This window comes from Pseudoalteromonas aliena SW19 (assembly GCF_014905615.1).
GTDB classification, from domain to species: Bacteria; Pseudomonadota; Gammaproteobacteria; order Enterobacterales; family Alteromonadaceae; genus Pseudoalteromonas; species Pseudoalteromonas aliena.
The window spans coordinates 1,229,773-1,246,019 of sequence record NZ_AQGU01000025.1 but is presented as its reverse complement, the minus strand read 5'-3'; the positions used below and the strand labels follow the sequence as shown (position 1 = coordinate 1,246,019).

The 16,247-nt window shown below is 38.9% G+C and carries 13 protein-coding genes; 10 read left to right on the top strand and 3 right to left on the bottom strand.

All coding sequences use genetic code 11. The annotated features are described in order from the left end of the window. Positions 1 to 5 precede the first annotated feature (5 nt). The 3 genes from argS (at position 6) to PALI_RS11150 (ending at position 3,705) form a co-directional block, all read left to right on the top strand. The gene (argS, locus tag PALI_RS11160; RefSeq protein ID WP_138585097.1) at positions 6 to 1,748 is read left to right on the top strand and encodes an arginine--tRNA ligase; all 1,743 of its coding nucleotides are present in this window, start codon (positions 6 to 8) and stop codon (positions 1,746 to 1,748) included. 529 nt (positions 1,749 to 2,277) lie between these two features. Beyond that, on the top strand, positions 2,278 to 2,916 hold the full coding sequence (gene pdxH / locus PALI_RS11155; protein WP_096793607.1) for a pyridoxamine 5'-phosphate oxidase: 639 nt from the start codon (positions 2,278 to 2,280) through the stop codon (positions 2,914 to 2,916). A gap of 21 nt (positions 2,917 to 2,937) precedes the next feature. Continuing rightward, entirely contained in the window at positions 2,938 to 3,705 is a 768-nt protein-coding gene (locus PALI_RS11150) for a TatD family hydrolase (RefSeq protein ID WP_193155873.1), read from the top strand. Here the strand turns inward: PALI_RS11150 and PALI_RS11145 are convergent. Beyond that, on the bottom strand, positions 3,672 to 4,292 hold the full coding sequence (locus PALI_RS11145) for an AhpA/YtjB family protein (protein ID WP_096793605.1): 621 nt from the start codon (positions 4,290 to 4,292) through the stop codon (positions 3,672 to 3,674). The two genes, PALI_RS11150 and PALI_RS11145, sit on opposite strands and share 34 nt — an antisense overlap. A 150-nt stretch (positions 4,293 to 4,442) precedes the next feature. On the opposite strand from PALI_RS11145, the gene serB reads away from it, so the two are divergent. Continuing rightward, complete coding sequence (gene serB / locus PALI_RS11140) at positions 4,443 to 5,471, top strand: phosphoserine phosphatase SerB (protein WP_193155872.1); 1,029 nt, start codon at positions 4,443 to 4,445, stop codon at positions 5,469 to 5,471. 133 nt (positions 5,472 to 5,604) lie between these two features. Here serB and PALI_RS11135 read toward each other — a convergent pair whose 3' ends face one another. Next, positions 5,605 to 8,070, bottom strand: a complete 2,466-nt coding sequence (locus PALI_RS11135) for a PilZ domain-containing protein (RefSeq protein ID WP_193155871.1) — start codon at positions 8,068 to 8,070, stop codon at positions 5,605 to 5,607. Between the two features lie 359 nt (positions 8,071 to 8,429). On the opposite strand from PALI_RS11135, the gene radA reads away from it, so the two are divergent. Together radA and PALI_RS11125 are read left to right on the top strand one after the other, a co-directional pair. Beyond that, positions 8,430 to 9,815, top strand: a complete 1,386-nt coding sequence (gene radA, locus PALI_RS11130; protein ID WP_138585093.1) for a DNA repair protein RadA — start codon at positions 8,430 to 8,432, stop codon at positions 9,813 to 9,815. Between the two features lie 75 nt (positions 9,816 to 9,890). Beyond that, entirely contained in the window at positions 9,891 to 10,823 is a 933-nt protein-coding gene (locus PALI_RS11125) for a hypothetical protein (RefSeq protein ID WP_193155870.1), read from the top strand. Between the two features lie 98 nt (positions 10,824 to 10,921). On the opposite strand, the gene argE is transcribed toward PALI_RS11125, so the two are convergent. Further along, positions 10,922 to 12,082, bottom strand: a complete 1,161-nt coding sequence (gene argE, locus PALI_RS11120; protein ID WP_193155869.1) for an acetylornithine deacetylase — start codon at positions 12,080 to 12,082, stop codon at positions 10,922 to 10,924. A gap of 221 nt (positions 12,083 to 12,303) precedes the next feature. On the opposite strand from argE, the gene argC reads away from it, so the two are divergent. The 4 genes from argC to PALI_RS11100 are packed head-to-tail and all read left to right on the top strand — an operon-like array spanning position 12,304 to position 16,221. Beyond that, the gene (gene argC, locus PALI_RS11115) at positions 12,304 to 13,314 is read left to right on the top strand and encodes an N-acetyl-gamma-glutamyl-phosphate reductase (RefSeq protein ID WP_193155868.1); all 1,011 of its coding nucleotides are present in this window, start codon (positions 12,304 to 12,306) and stop codon (positions 13,312 to 13,314) included. Further along, positions 13,315 to 14,082 (top strand): acetylglutamate kinase, encoded by a 768-nt coding sequence (gene argB / locus PALI_RS11110; protein ID WP_193155867.1) that lies wholly within the window; start codon positions 13,315 to 13,317, stop codon positions 14,080 to 14,082. A 7-nt stretch (positions 14,083 to 14,089) separates the two neighbouring features. Further along, positions 14,090 to 15,022 (top strand): ornithine carbamoyltransferase, encoded by a 933-nt coding sequence (locus PALI_RS11105; protein ID WP_138585088.1) that lies wholly within the window; start codon positions 14,090 to 14,092, stop codon positions 15,020 to 15,022. After that, the gene (locus PALI_RS11100) at positions 15,019 to 16,221 is read left to right on the top strand and encodes an argininosuccinate synthase (RefSeq protein WP_007581653.1); all 1,203 of its coding nucleotides are present in this window, start codon (positions 15,019 to 15,021) and stop codon (positions 16,219 to 16,221) included. Before PALI_RS11105 ends, PALI_RS11100 begins: the two co-directional genes overlap by 4 nt. Positions 16,222 to 16,247: the final 26 nt, after the last annotated feature.

The following is a 16,247-nucleotide window of genomic DNA, read 5'->3' as shown; positions in this document are numbered from 1 at the left end:
AAAATATGAATATTCGTACTATTTTAATCGAAAAAGCCATTGCTGCTATGGCGGGTGCAGGCTTACCCGAAGATACAAACCCAGCAGTAACGCAAAGCACACGTCCACAATTTGGTGATTACCAAATTAATGCAGCTATGGGCGCGGCTAAAAAAATGAAAAGCAACCCACGTGAACTTGCACAAAAAATTATAGATAACCTTGATGTAAGCGATATTGCTCAAAAGACTGAAATAGCGGGCCCTGGTTTTATTAATATTCATTTAAAGCCTGAGTTTTTAGCACAAAGCGTTAAAGCAGCTAACAGTGATGCAAAGCTTGCTGTAAATGAGCACGCCAACCCACAAAAAGTGGTTGTTGATTACTCATCTCCAAACCTTGCTAAAGAAATGCACGTAGGTCATTTACGTTCAACCATTATTGGTGACTCAATTGTACGTGCGCTTGAATTTAGAGGCGACACGGTTGTACGTCAAAATCACATGGGTGATTGGGGCACACAATTTGGTATGTTAATCGCGCATTTAGAAGATCAAATTAGCCAAGGCGTTGATTTAGATTCTGTAGCACTTGCTGATTTAGAAACGTTTTACCGCGACGCTAAAAAACGCTTTGACGACGAAGAAGGCTTTGCAGATAAAGCACGTGACTACGTTGTTAAATTACAAGGTGGCGATGCGCATTGTGAAAAACTGTGGAAACTATTTATAGCAACCTCAGTTAAGCACTCTGAAGAAGTATACAAACGTTTAAATGTAACGCTTACTCAAGCCGATATTATGGCTGAAAGCGCATACAACGCAGAACTTAACGATATTATTAGCCTACTTAAAGATAAAAACATTGCTGTAGAGTCACAAGGCGCGCAAGTTGTATTTTTAGAAGAGCTAGCTAACAAAGATGGCGAGCCATCAGCGTTTATCGTACAAAAATCTGGCGGTGGTTTTTTATATGCAACTACCGATTTAGCAGCATGTGATTATCGTTCAAATAAATTAGGTGCTGATCGCATCTTAATTTTTGTAGATGCACGTCAAAATCTACACTTTAATCAAGTAGAGCTAACAGCGCGTAAAGCGGGTTTATTACGAGACGAAACAAGTTACGAGTTTTGCCCGTTTGGCACCATGATGGGCGCCGATAATAAACCATTTAAAACACGTACTGGCGGCACAGTAAAACTTGCTGACTTATTAGAAGAATCAATTAACCGTGCCGCAACAAAACTAGCTGAACGTGAGTCTGATTTAAGTGATTCTGAGCGCAGCGAAATTGCCCGTAAAGTAGGTATTGGCGCAGTTAAATACGCTGACCTTTCTAAGCACCGTACCAGCGATTACATTTTTAACTGGGACAGCATGCTAAGCTTTGAAGGCGCAACCGCTCCTTACTTACAATATGCTTATACACGTATACGCAGTATTTTCCGTAAGTCAGGCGTTGATGCAGCTACATTAAATTCAGACGTTACAATTGTTGAGCCTCAAGAAAAAGCGCTAGCACTTAAGCTACTACAGCTTGAAGAAGTACTTGATTTAATGATCAGTGAAGCAACACCGCACGTACTATGTGGTTACTTATATGAGCTAGCAAGCTTATACATGACATTTTATGAAGCCTGCCCAGTACTAAAAGAGGGTGTAGAGCCAAATGTACGTGATAGCCGCTTAGTGCTGTGTAATTTGGTTTCTAAAACACTAGAAACGGGATTAGACTTACTAGGCATCGAAGTCATGGATCAAATGTAATCACCTTCTGCAGCGTGTAGTTCGCTTTGACTGCGTTGTCGTGCTTTTTTAGCCTAAGTCACATACTAAATGTATGCTCCTTGGCATAAAAAAGCACTCCGTCTTGTCAGCACTTCTACACTTGCAGATATCTGAGTTGTGTAGTTCGCTTTAGCTGCGTTGGTAAAACTATTTAGCCTAAGTCACATACTAAATGTATACTCCTTGGCATAAAAAAGCACTCTGTCTTGTCAGCACTTCTACACTTGCAGATATCTGAGTTGTGTAGTTCGCTTTAGCTGCGTTAAGAAGTTTATTTAGCCTAAGTTACATACAAACTGTATGCTCCTTGGCATAAATAAACTTCTTGCCTTGCTAGCATTCCTACACTTGCAGATATCTGAGCTGTGTAGTTTACGTTGTAGGTTGGGTTGAGTGAAACGAAACCCAACGATACATCTGAGACTCGATATTTGTTATTACTCAACATCTAATGTTTTAAGCTCGCTACTCTAAGCTCTTCTCTAAGGCTTTATTTAAAGGACTTGTTATGAAACTCGAAGATATCCGTCGTGAATACCTGCAAGACGCGTTAAGCGAAGATAACTTGCAAGATGATCCGTTTAAGCAGTTTGAAACGTGGCTTGAGCATGCGGTAGCAAGCAAACTACCCGATCCTACTGCAATGGTTGTAGCAACCGTTGATGAAACTGGTCAACCTTCACAGCGTATTGTGCTTTTAAAACATTTAGATGATAACGGGTTTGTGTTTTTTACTAATACCGGCTCGCGTAAAGCGCAAGAGCTTAAAGGTAATAATAAAATTTCCTTGCACTTTCCGTGGCACCACATGGAACGCCAAGTTATTGTCTATGGCGAGGCTAAACCATTACCTACATCTGCTGTGGCAAAGTACTTTTTATCTCGTCCTAAAGAAAGCCAATTAGCCGCGTGGGCATCAGCGCAAAGTCGTCCGGTGTCATCACGTAAAGTACTAATGGAAACCTTTGCCAATATGAAAAATAAATTTGCTAAGGGTGAAATTCCACTCCCTGATTTTTGGGGCGGATATTGTGTAGTACCCACTAAAATCGAGTTTTGGCAAGGTGGGGCGCATCGTTTGCACGACCGTTTTATGTATCAGCGCCAAGCAGATAATAGCTGGCAAATTACACGCTTAAACCCTTAATAAATCGATGAGTAAGTAACCGTGCAATTTATTGACTCTCATTGCCACCTCGACTTTAGCGAGTTTGATTCGAATCGTGAATCGCTCATAAACGAGTGTGTAGCAAAGGGAGTTAATCAGTTTATTGTGCCAGGTATTACGCTTGCTCAATCGCGTACTCTCATAAAGCTCAAAGCAACCTATCCAAGTATAAAAATAGCCGCAGGGTTACATCCTTATTTTTTAGAACAACATCAAGAATCGCACATTGAAGCGCTATATGAATTCGCGACTGCAAATAAGCATCAGCTTGTGGCTATTGGAGAATGTGGGCTTGATAGAAGTATTGAAAACTTGGCTAAACAAACTTTTTTGTTTGAGCAGCAAATAGAGCTATCAAACAAGCTTAACTTGCCAATCATTGTGCACCATAGGCAAAGCCATGATTTAATTGCGCAATCGTTTAAACGTTGTAAGCCAAAAAATGGGGGAGTGATTCATGCATTTTCAGGTTCAATCCAACAAGCGCAGTACTATATCAAACAGGGCTTTAAGCTAGGAGTAGGCGGTGTTATTACCTATGAGCGCGCAGTTAAAACACGGGCTGTTATTGCTGCTATCGAGCCAGAGAATTTAGTGCTAGAAACAGATTCTCCCTCAATGCCCTTAAGCGGCTATCAAGGTGAAGTTAACACGCCATTGCATATACCCGATGTGTTTAATGCATTGTGTGATTTAAAGTCACTCAGTAAGAGAGATACGCTTGCAAAATGCCTTTATGATTCTTGCTCAGATGTTTTTCGGATATAACGACTTACCTGCCAACTTTTTAATCCACGCCCTAATTGCCACGTAAAAATACAGGCAATCACTAGCATTAATAGTACTTGGCGACCTAAGTCATGAAAATGGCTATGACTTTGCGCTATGGCTGAGCGGGTTAAATAAGTGACTGACACAAATCCAAGTGGACGGTCGTCATCGCTAACTACGGGCTCTACAAAAGGGGTTTTTAATTTACTAATGCCAGGGGTTGAATCAGGAAGTTGGCCAAAAATATGGTGCGATTGCCAATTATCGCTACTGGCTATTAAAATGCCTTGCTGATCGTAAATAGTGGCTGAAAGTACAAACTCGTCTTTGCTTATATCGTTACAAATAGCATTAAGCTGTGGTTTGTTTTTTTCGATAAGAGGTGTTTTAACATTTAAGGCCATAAATTGAGTCAGGCTTTTGGCTGTGCTATCGGCGCTATCGTAAAGTAACTGATGGCTTTGAAAACTACTGTTTACACCCACCCAGCTTAGTAATACAAAACAGGCAGCCGCAAGAAATAAACGCACAAGTCGCTTTTTTTGAGATGCCGAGATTGGATTTTTAAGATGGTTATTTTTCATAGTCACCGTATATGCTACTGACAGGATTTTAATTTGATGTTACAACTACTACTATAACCTTAAATCCTACCTGATGGCGAATTTAGCGCTAATAATACCTAACATCAATTAGTTTTATATCAGGATAATAAAAATAAACACGGAGATCCCATGTCGAAAACAAGCATGGCACAGCCCAATGCTGAGCAATCACTATCAACGCTCACATTAAATCAATGGTTTAGTTATCAAGACACCACCTTTTTGCCACTCAATGGTACTCCAAATAGGCAGCGTGGGCTATTTAGTATTGCATTCGCAGGGGATTTTAATAGTGAAAAAATCCAATTGATTGCAGCGTTTTTAGCTAAGCATAATCAAGGTGTTACAGCACTATGCCAATATCAGCCTGATTTAGAGTTAGCACCCGCATTGTGCTTTTATAGCCAAGATGCAAATCAAGCTATAAACCCATTAGTGCTACAAGCGCTCTCAAAAACCTTAGAGTGTCAGCTTGTACAAGTTAATACACCGCCTAACTTATATGAGCCTGGCTTATTGGTTATGGATATGGATTCAACAGCGATTACGATTGAGTGCATTGATGAAATAGCACGCTTGGCAAATGTATACGATGACGTTGCGTCAGTTACTGCGCTTGCAATGGCGGGTAAGCTTGATTTTAGCGAAAGCTTAAATCAACGAGTGGCTAAGCTTGAGGGTATTGAAAAAAGCTTAATTGAAGAATTAAAAGACTCACTCCCTTTAATGCCCGGTATTAAAGCATTATGCCAAATTTTAAAGCAGCACAACTGGTATTTAGCAATAGCATCTGGTGGTTTTGTACCGTTTGCAGAGCGAGTGCAAGAGTTGATTAGCTTAGATGAAGTACATGCAAATATACTTGAGTTTAAGAATAATAAATTAACGGGTAAAGTGCTTGGCACAATTGTGGATGCGCAGCAAAAAGCGGTGATTTTAGAGTCATTGCAGCAAAAGCTAGGGCTTATAAAAACGCAAACCGTGGCTATTGGTGACGGCGCGAACGATTTAGTGATGATGGCTAAAGCGGGTTTAGGTGTTGCAGTGCATGGCAAGGCTAAAGTAGTTGAACAAGCTCAAGCGGCTATTTGCCAAGGATCGTTATTACAACTGTTGTATATGTTGGCGATTCCGCTTAATGAAGAGCCAAAAATTTAGACTGATCTCAGCCCTTAATAGTAAATATCTTAACGAGATTTTAGATTAAATAAATTAGCTTTGTATCCACTGAAAAGTATTGGTGTGGAAAAATAAACAAGGCCAGCATGTTTTGCTAAAAGTGTTAAACCGCTTAGCGTAAGCGGTTTAACCACATGAGTTTACGACGTCCCATTTGTTCAACTTCTTGCTGATTAAGGTCTAAATGGCCAAGCGCTTCCTCCGTAATATCTACTATGTCACCTACACCAGTCACAGACCATAATGCATCCTCTAATTCCTTTGCTTTGTGAATAGCGTAATGAGTTACATACTTAAGCTCATTAGATAAATAATCAGTATCGGGACGACCGGTGCGAGATATAAATAAGCGCATAACGAAAATAAGCTCAGATTTAATGCCACTTTTTATCTGCTTTAAGCTTTTTTGATAATCATCGCCGAGTATACACTGGCTTGTAATTGCATCTTCAATGTTGCTAACGCGAGGATTAAAATTAATAACAAGGGTAAATGGTAAAGGCGGATCTTTTCGGCTGCGATCTTTTATATTGGGGGTAATAACATTAAAAAGATCTTCTTTACTTAATATGCTCGAAAAGTCTGTTTTATTATTTAATAGACCAAAATTTTGCAAAATTGTATGTAGTGGGCTTGCGTATAAGCCAAAACCTACAGCGCCAATTTTAAAATGAGCTGCTTCTTTATTTAGATATAACGGGAATTGGCAAATACTTTTTGTCACCATATTTCTTAAGGCGGTAGAAATGCCTTCCACTTCAGGAGCTTCTTCGGATATTTTTAACTTATCTTTATTTTTTTCAATTAGCTGGGTGAAAAAGCCAACCCCAGTATGCTCTGCATCAGCCTCCTCATTTGCTTTTAAATTTAATGTGACGAGTGTTTTTCCAACGGCCATAACTTCATATTTTAATTCTTTTAGATTATAGTTTTTCGTTATTTTTTGTAGTTCAGGAAATGAGAGTAGCGCAATATCACCTTTACTAAACGTGGTCGATTGCTTGCACTCTAGCTGCAAACCCATCACTGAAAAATCCCGAGTATGGCCATCAATTGTCACACCATTAATATTTACTTCCACAGACGTTTTGTATAGATAGCGTTTTTGTGAGCGCAAATTTATATACTCCAGGGCGACGGTATCTAAATGTGGAGGAACTTTGTGTTTAGTATGCCCAAATAACTTTAGTTGATTAACAAGAGACTTATCGTAATCCGTTCTTTGGTAATTATGTTTTTCAATGGTATTACCAACACTTGTTAACACAACTAAATATTTAACGTTTTTTATAAGGCCCTCAACACGTGGGATAGGTGGACGATTTAGTTTTGCAATGTTTGCGCTTACGCTATTTGGCAGAGATAAAGGGATATATGAGTCGCTTGGATGACTTGGCATTATTTGAATTTTAAAGCATTGCCAATTTTCTTTTTGACTACCTAGGCCAAAAAATAATTTTTTTAGTTCAGAATTAGTATTAAGTTCGCTGCGGGTGGCAGAGTAATAATAAATTTTCCCAGATACGATATGCGTAAAAGTGTAAAGATAATCTTCTTTTATAGCCGTAGGTTGAGTAAGCAGTTTTTTAATGCGCTTGTGGTTAAGCACGCTATACAAACATGACGCTTTTCTTTCGTCAGTAAAGTATCGTTGAATAAAAATGTTGTTTTCAGTGGTTAAACTCAGGCTTGGGTAATACTGTTCATCTTTTTTACTTAAAAATACATATAACGACGTTACACGTGGAATATAAAACTGCTCATAGCCTTTAGAAACTACCGCATCAAGTGTGTTATCTAGATTAACTTTATAGCGACGTTTATTTCCGTTGATAAAGCTGTTTAAAAAGTTATCGAAGGTATCGTTTTTTTCTATATAGGTACGCTTTAATCGAACATGATTAAATTCAGGAGAGGTATTTTCAATAGCAACAACTTCATATTGGATGCCATTTTTTAAACCTAGCTCAAAATCTTGTTCAAGGCCAACCAGGCGCATTGCTATAAGCTGACCTTTTCTTATAATATTTTCAGTGGCAAGCTTTACCTTACAGCCACTTAAGGATATATCAGAGGTACTAGCAGAAATATTTTTCTTATCATTATATTCAATCGTAACTTTAATTGAATAATTCATCCGCTCTTCGCAACGGCTTTCGTAAGAGGCAAATTTAACTACATCGGTGCTTAGCAGGCTATCTAGTACTTGCTGTTGTTCTTTATCTTGTATATCCCGATTGTGGTTTCTTGTGCTCAGTACCGCCTCGTAAACAGCCAAAGTATATTCACCGTATTGTTTTAAGGCTTTTTCAAACGCTTCAATAGCAGCATCATCCATGAAGTGCTGTTTACCATTATGCTCGTAAGGTTTTACTAACCCGCTAACCGAACCTCGTAAGTCAATAAAGCGGGCAACAGGCTGAGATAAACGCGACATTTCCATTTTAATTAAAAACTGTTCAGGTTTGGTTAGCCCTGTTGTTTTCGATTTGAAAATTAGGTCGAACTTAGTATTACCTAAATATTGTTTCAGCTCATTCACAAGGTCTTCGTGCTTGAGTAATATGTCATCAGCCATTTATAAAACCATCACCGTCTAATTTAAAAGTAGGTATACTGAGAAGCTAATTTATTAGAAAATTAATTAACGTAAATCGCACCTTTATTAATACAGGTATGATTATTTGAGTAATTGTAATTTAGCTCTTGTTATTATGTGTTATGCGCCATTTTATTGGCAAGTTACTTTAAACCATTTCTAAAGCAATAAGTATGCCCTAAATTAGAGAAAAAAAGAAAACAGCATTTGCATGCAATAATTGTTGTGTTGAGTCTTGTAACAACAAGAGTATGTTACTAAGCAAGAGTTTGAAATGCTAAAGTAGGTATTTAATAGTAAATATTTAAAAATTTAAAAAATAGTAGGTAAGGTTATTAATGGCAAAAGCGGCAAAAGTAGAGTTTGTTTGTACTGAATGTGGTATGAATTACCAGCGGTGGCAAGGGCAATGCCGTTGTGGTGCATGGAATACATTAGCAGAATTTAAACCCTCAGCAGGGCAAAGTAAAAAATCATCAGTAAGAGCCAGTGTTGCAGGTTACGCTGGTGGAATTGGTGGCGGCTCTAAAAAAATTAATGATATTGCGACATCTGAAGCTGAAAAACAGCTAACTGAAATAGGTGAACTCGATCGTGTTTTAAGCGGAGGTGTAACAACGGGATCGGTTAATATTATATCGGGCGATCCTGGTGCAGGTAAAACAACCTTACTATCAGATTTAGTTGCCAGAATGTCACAACGTATGCCGTCTCTTTACTGTACGGCTGAGGAGTCTTTATCGCAGTTTAAAAACAGAGTAAATCGTTTAAAACTAAATTATAACGCTGATGAACTTTATTTACTTTCAGAAACTAGCGTTGAAACGATAATTGAAGAGCTCGATAAAAATAAAATTAAATTTGCAGTTATTGACTCTATTCAAGCGGTTGTAACGGATACTGCAAATGGTAGTCCAGGCTCGCCTTCACAAGTGAAAAGCGCTGCTCAGGCATTAACTCAATACTGTAAGCAAAATGATGTCACTATGTTCATCATTGCTCATGTAAATAAAAATAATGAAATAGCCGGCCCGCAAACGCTGGTGCACATAGTAGATGCGCTTTTACATATTGACACCAATGATGGGCAAATTCGAACGCTTCGTGCAAATAAAAACCGCTTTGGTGATATTGATACGGTGGGCATTTTTAAAATGTGTGAACGCGGTATGTTAAGCGTTGATAACCCAAGTGAAATTTTCTTATCAGGATCAACGACCGACTCACCAGGCTCCACAATTACCTGTATTCGTAAAGGTAATCGTAATTTATTGCTCGAAATTCAATGTTTAACCACCGAAACCGAGGCGGAATTTCCACAGCGTGTGTGCGTTGGTTTAAATATGAACCGCATAAAAATGCTGACTGGTATATTACGCAAGCACACTAAAACTAAAATATTTCATGATACATTTTTTAATATTGTGGGTGGTTTAAGAATTGATGAAACAGAAACTTGTATTGATTTAGCGCTAGTTACCGCACTGCTTAGTAGCTTGAATGAATTTGTTGTGCCTCGTACTACGTGTATTATGGGCGAGCTTAGCTTAAATGGCGATGTACGCCCAATTGATAGCGGTGTACCGCGAGTTAAGGAAGCGGCGCAGCATGGGTTTACTGAAATATTTATTCCATTTCGTAATTATCATAAATCGATGGAAGGACTGGGGGCTAAAATCACCCCAGTAAAAACAGTGCATGAGCTACTTAGCCTGATTAATTAACACTTAACCGATAATGTTCTCAATGTTATTCTTGAGCTGAGTCGGTTTATATAAAGAATAGAATAAGGAAATAAAATGAAAAAATTAGTTATAGCTGTCGCTATTATTGCAGCCGGTATTGGTGGCGTAAGTTACGCAAATTACGTGGCAACGCAAGAAGTTCGCACAGAAGTAGATAAACAACTAGCTTTAGTTACTGAACAAACAGGTGCTACGTTTAAGTATACAGAGCTGTCGGCCAGTGTCATTTCTAAAAGTGTGGAAATTATTAATATGGAAGTTACGAGCCCAGAGGGTGATAACGTGGCGCATATTCAAAGCATTGAATTGACTGGTTATGAAACAGATAAAGTTTCACCGTATACATCACTGGATGTAAAAAGCTTTCAATTTAATAAAGACTTCGTAGCGAAGCTACCAGCAGATACAAATACGATGTTAGCATCGGCAAGTTACGATTTACACTCGTCATTAGATTATGATGAAAACTCAGGCGACAGTGATATCGTTATTAAGCTTGATGCAAAAGATATTGTTAGTTTTAATATGGATGTTGGATTGGCGAATTCTAAAGCGCTAATGGATGCATCTCTTGCGATCAATAAAACACAGCAAGAAGCAGATAATGAATCGTTTTCTTATGAGCAACAGTTACAAGAACAAACGCTAATTATGCAAGCTATCAGTAAGCTAGAGCCTCGCAGTATGAATTTCGTCTTAAATGATCAAGGTGATCTTAAAGCTCTATTAGAAAGCGAACTTAAAAAGCAGGGCATGACGTTAGAGCAAATGCAGATGATGGTTGAACAGCAGCTACAACAGGCCCCTGTAACCCCAGAAATAGCACAAGCAATCATTGGTTTTGTGAAAGGGCTAAACTCATTTTCTGTGTCAGCAAAATTACCTGAAGGTAAAACGATGATAGAAGTGAATCAACAAATAATGATGTTAATGGGCCAACCTGAAGAGCTGGTTAAGTTTATTAACTTAGAAGTTAAAGGTAGTTAACCAAGCTAATTAAAGATAAATATTTAATTATGTACCTATAACAAAGGCGTCAATTGGCGCCTTTGTTATTTTAAGTTATTAACCAGAGTTCAGGTTAATTAGTAATTTTGATCGCCAAAACAACTTACTTTAATAATATCGGTGATTATTTGTTGTGATGGTTTTATTTTTTCCATTGCTAAAAATTCGTCAGGTTGATGTGCTTGGTTAATTGAGCCTGGCCCCATTACAATAGTTTCACACCCTAGTTGCTGAATAAAAGGTGCTTCGGTACAGTAATTTACTGCAATGGCTTTTTGCCCTGCTATTTTTTCAGCTAATATCACCAAAGCACTGTCGGTGCTGCCAGTAAAAGCGGGGATCGGCTCGTGTAGATCAATGACGCTGACCGCATTAGGGTATTGCTGATTAATCTCTTTAGTTGCGTCAAGTACTAATGCTTGCAACTCTTTCACACTTAGCCCTGGAAGCGGTCGCATATCTATATGCATTTCGCAGCAACCACAAATTCTATTCGCGTTGTCACCACCATGAATATTACCAAAATTCAATGTAGGGTAAGGTATTTTAAAATGTTCTAATGAATATTTATGCTTTAATTGCTCTTTTAAGATCAGTAACTTTGAAATGATTTTATGCATTACTTCGATGGCGTTAATACCACGTTCGGGATCGGAGCTATGCCCTGAACGTCCAATTACTCTAATTGCTGTACTCATATGTCCTTTATGTGTAAATACTGGAGTCATATCAGTCGGTTCGCCAATGATACAGCGCGCAGGTTTTAAATTTGGGTGCCTACAAATTTGTTGTGCACCGGCCATTGTAGTTTCTTCGTCGGCAGTGGCGAGTATTAAAATAGGTTGAGTTTGCTGTTTTTCATCAAGCTCACTAATAGCTTGTAGCACAAAAGCAAAAAAACCTTTCATATCAATGCTTCCCAGCCCGTATAATTTATTATCGAGTTCGGTAAGTTTAAATGGGTTGTGATTCCAGCGGCTATCATCAAACGGTACTGTATCGGTATGACCCGCAAGCATTAGTCCTCCATCGCCTTTTCCGCGTCTGGCTAATAAATTATAGCGACCCTTAGCGCCTTCTAGTTCAATAATTTCACACGTAAAACCAAGTGTTTCGCACCATTGTGTAAGTAACTCAATGACGCTTTTATTACTCATACACTGGCTGTCTTCAATTGCACTGATAGAAGGAGCTGCAATCAGTTGTTGATACATAGAAATAAACGATGGCAAAGGCATAAAAAATCCAAAATAAGTATTCAATTTAATTGCATAACAATATAAAAGTATTTATGATGAATATCAATTCACTTTTTAAGCATAAATATATTAAAAGTAACGTTATGAAAACAGTGCGACGATAATCAAAATTCATTAATAAAAGGCTGAATTAGCGCCAAGGCTAGTTTAAGCGAACATTATAGGTAAGTAATAACTAATTTTAAGATAACGAGATACAAATGAATGTAGTGATTATTGGCGCAAGTGGATACAGCGGCGCAGAGTTAGCAAGTTTAGTTGTTAAACACCCAAACTTAACGTTAACAGGCTGTTATGTATCTGAGGGTAGCTTAGATAAAAAAAAATTGCTGAGTGATTTATACCCAGAGCATCTCGGCTTGCTTGACCTACCATTACTTCCTCTTAGTGAATCAGCTTTTCATGACATTCAAATTGGTGCTGATTATGTGTGTTTATGTACTGATCATAAAGTGAGTGTTGATTTAGCACCGCGTTTTTTAGCAATGAGTAAAAAGGTCTTTGATTTATCTGGCGGTTATCGCCTTGCGAGCAATGATGATTACGTTACCTACTATGGTTTTGAGCACAAACATCCTGAGTTATTAAATAAAGCTGCTTATGGTTTAGCTGAATGGAATGGCGATGCAATTGCTGAAGCTCAATTAGTTGCTGTGGCAGGGTGTTACCCTACAGCTGCACTTAATGCATTGAAACCCCTACAACAAGCAGGTTTGTTAAGCGAGCAACGTATTATCATTAATGCGGTGTCGGGTGTAACTGGTGCTGGGCGTAAAGCCAGTGTAGGTACTCATTTTTGTGAGGTATCACTTGCTCCTTATGGTTTATTTAACCACCGTCACGGTCCTGAAATTGAGCAACACCTTGGTCACCAAGTGTTATTTACGCCGCACTTAGGCAACTTTCCTCGTGGTATTTTAGAAACTATTTATGTGCAATTAAAACCAAATGTAACAAGTGTTCAGGTAAATCAAGCGTATCAAGTTCTTGCTAATGAACCTCTTATTCGTTTACTCGGCGATAAGATTCCATCCATTAAAGGCGTAACAAAGCAGCCCTATGTTGATATTGGTTGGCAGCAACAAGGGCAGCAGCTCATTGTAATAGCTGCAATTGATAATTTATTAAAAGGCGCTGCTGGACAAGCTTTGCAGTGCATCAATTTATCAATGAACTTAGATCACACTACGGGCTTAAAAGGAGCGTTTTAAATGAGTAAAAAAACGTGGGTTATTAAACTCGGTGGTGCAGTACTTAATACAGAAAATGCAGCAAAAGCGTTGTTTGATGTACTCAATGAGCAAACAAATGATGAGTTTGTCATTGTGCATGGCGGTGGTGTACTTGTTGATACTTGGTTAAAAGGGGCTGGCTTTGCTAGTGCTAAACACCAAGGTTTGCGTATCAGCCCCGCAGAGCAAATGCCTTATATAGTGGGTGCCCTTGCTGGTTGTGCAAATAAACAATTAATGGCTCAAGCTATTCGTACTGGTCATAAGCCTGTTGGTTTGAGTCTTTTCGAGGCGGGTGTTAGCGCTACACAAAAGTTAAAAGCGCTTTGCTTAGTGGGTAAATGCACAAGCAATGACGATTCTATTGTTAACGATTTACTTAAACTTGGCCGCTTACCCATCGTTAGTTCTATTGGTTTTGATGAACAAGGGCTTTGGTACAACGTAAATGCTGATGAAGCTGCAGCAGCTATTGCGGGTAATTTAAATGCAGAACTTATATTTATGACTGATGTAGAAGCGGTGCTTGATGCTAATAAGCAGCCGTTACATCAACTTGACACAAAACACATTGATACTTTAATTACGGATGGAGTAATTGTGGGCGGGATGGAGGTCAAAGTTAAGACCAGTCTTGACGCTGCCCAACACTTACGACGCGGTGTGTATATTTCCAGCTGGCAAAAGCCAGAAAATTTAATTGCTTTGCTTGAGGGCAAGCACGTAGGAACTAAAATTACACCATAGGTTTATTATGTTTGAGAATTTTTTAACGGGTTTAGAGTTAGACCAAGAAAGCGCACTTAATTTATTAAAGCTAGCGCAAGATATAAAAGCAAAGCCAGAAAAATACAGCAATGTATTAGCGGGAAAATCAATCGTTACATTGTTTGAAAAACAAAGTTTACGTACTCGTTTATCATTTGATATTGGTATAAATCGTTTAGGTGGTCATGCAGTTTATTTAGATCAGCAAAATGGTGCTATGGGCGCACGTGAATCAATTAAAGATTTCGCACTTAATATTTCTACTTGGGCTGACGGTATTGTGGCGCGTGTAAATCAGCACAGTACATTAGCTACGTTAGGTGAGTTCTCATCGGTACCTGTAGTAAATAGTTTGTGTGATTTGTATCACCCATGCCAAGCACTGGCTGATTTTTTAACGCTTCAAGAAGTACATGGCGATGTGAGTCAGCTTAAAGTTGCTTACTTAGGTGAAGGTAATAACGTGACTCATTCATTGATGTTACTAGCTGCTACTTTAGGTACTGACTTTGTTGCTGTAACACCAAAAGGGTGTTCGCCTGATTCACAAATACTTAAAAAAGCAGAGCAAATTGCAGCAATGAATGGTGCATCAGTGATGGTAAGCGACCGTGTTGAAGCAGCTGTTGGTGCAAACGTTGTATACGCAGATACATGGGTATCAATGGGTGATACAACACCGCTTGAGCAAGTTAAAGAAAAATATATGCCTTATCAATTAAATCAGGCATTACTAAATCAAACCGGTGCAACTACGGTTTTACATTGCCAACCGGCACACCGTGAATTTGAAATTACCTCTGAGGTAATGGATGGTCCAGCATCAAGAATTATTCAACAAGCAGAGAATCGCATGCATGCGCAAAATGCTCTGTTAGTGACATTACTAAATCCAAATTTTGTTAAGGAACACCTATGAGTTCAATTAAAAAAGTCGTTTTAGCCTATTCTGGAGGTCTTGATACGTCGGCTATTGTGCCATGGTTAAAAGAAAACTACGGCTGCGAAGTAATCGCGTTTGTAGCTGATGTAGGCCAAGGCGCAGAAGAACTTGAAGGCGTAGAAGCTAAAGCAATCGCCTCTGGTGCATCTGAATGTTACGTAGTTGACTTAAAAGATGAAATGGTAAGTGATTACATTTACCCAACACTTAAAACCGGTTCAATTTACGAAGGTACTTATTTATTAGGTACGTCTATGGCGCGTCCTATTATTGCTAAAGCACAGGTTGAAATTGCACGTAAAGTAGGTGCTGATGCACTTTCTCATGGTTGTACAGGTAAAGGTAATGATCAAGTTCGTTTTGAATCATGTTTTGCGGCCCTTGCCCCTGATTTAAAAGTAATTGCGCCATGGCGTGAGTGGGATTTATCCAGTCGTGAATCATTACTCGATTACTTAGCTGAGCGTGATATTCCCTGTTCAGCGTCAGCTACAAAAATTTATAGTCGTGATGCCAATGCATGGCATATTTCGCACGAAGGTGGCGAACTTGAAGATCCATGGTGTCAACCCACAGAGCAAGTATGGACTTGGACTAACTCTCCAGAGCAAGCACCAGACAAATCAGAATTAGTAACATTAAAAGTTGTTGAAGGCGAAGTGGTTGCTGTAAATGGCGTCGAGCTTAAACCATACGATTGCCTAGTTAAATTAAACGATATTGCATCACCTCATGGTGTTGGACGTGTTGATATTGTAGAAAACCGTTTAGTGGGCATGAAGTCACGCGGTTGTTACGAAACGCCAGGCGGCACAGTTATTATGGCTGCACTTCAAGCAATTGATGAGCTAGTACTTGATAAAGCAAGCCGTAAATGGAAAGAAGTATTGGGTGGTGAATTTTCTCATTTAGTATACGACGGCCGTTGGTTTACACCACTTAAAGATTCTATTTTAGCCGGTGCAGAAGCGCTTTCTAAAGTGGCAACAGGTGAAGTGGTACTTAAGCTATATAAAGGTCAAGTAACTGCGGTTCAAAAGCAGTCACCAAATAGTTTATATAGCGAAGCATTTGCTACATTTGGCGAAGACGATGTGTACGACCAATCACACGCTGAAGGCTTTATTCGTTTATTTTCGCTTTCAAGTAGAATTTCAGCACTCGCTAAAAAGTAAATTATTACGCCCCTGTAAAAGGGGCA

What these genes read in the sequence shown, in the direction of transcription:
- argB (WP_193155867.1), top strand. Translation starts at nt 13,315, where the DNA reads ATGAGTAAAAAAACGTGGGTTATTAAACTCGGTGGTGCAGTACTTAAT.
- radA (WP_138585093.1), top strand. Translation starts at nt 8,430, where the DNA reads ATGGCAAAAGCGGCAAAAGTAGAGTTTGTTTGTACTGAATGTGGTATG.
- pdxH (WP_096793607.1), top strand. Translation starts at nt 2,278, where the DNA reads ATGAAACTCGAAGATATCCGTCGTGAATACCTGCAAGACGCGTTAAGC.
- argE (WP_193155869.1), bottom strand. Translation starts at nt 12,082, where the DNA reads ATGCCTTTGCCATCGTTTATTTCTATGTATCAACAACTGATTGCAGCT.
- PALI_RS11135 (WP_193155871.1), bottom strand. Translation starts at nt 8,070, where the DNA reads ATGGCTGATGACATATTACTCAAGCACGAAGACCTTGTGAATGAGCTG.
- argC (WP_193155868.1), top strand. Translation starts at nt 12,304, where the DNA reads ATGAATGTAGTGATTATTGGCGCAAGTGGATACAGCGGCGCAGAGTTA.
- PALI_RS11145 (WP_096793605.1), bottom strand. Translation starts at nt 4,292, where the DNA reads ATGAAAAATAACCATCTTAAAAATCCAATCTCGGCATCTCAAAAAAAG.
- serB (WP_193155872.1), top strand. Translation starts at nt 4,443, where the DNA reads ATGTCGAAAACAAGCATGGCACAGCCCAATGCTGAGCAATCACTATCA.
- PALI_RS11125 (WP_193155870.1), top strand. Translation starts at nt 9,891, where the DNA reads ATGAAAAAATTAGTTATAGCTGTCGCTATTATTGCAGCCGGTATTGGT.
- argS (WP_138585097.1), top strand. Translation starts at nt 6, where the DNA reads ATGAATATTCGTACTATTTTAATCGAAAAAGCCATTGCTGCTATGGCG.
- PALI_RS11105 (WP_138585088.1), top strand. Translation starts at nt 14,090, where the DNA reads ATGTTTGAGAATTTTTTAACGGGTTTAGAGTTAGACCAAGAAAGCGCA.
- PALI_RS11100 (WP_007581653.1), top strand. Translation starts at nt 15,019, where the DNA reads ATGAGTTCAATTAAAAAAGTCGTTTTAGCCTATTCTGGAGGTCTTGAT.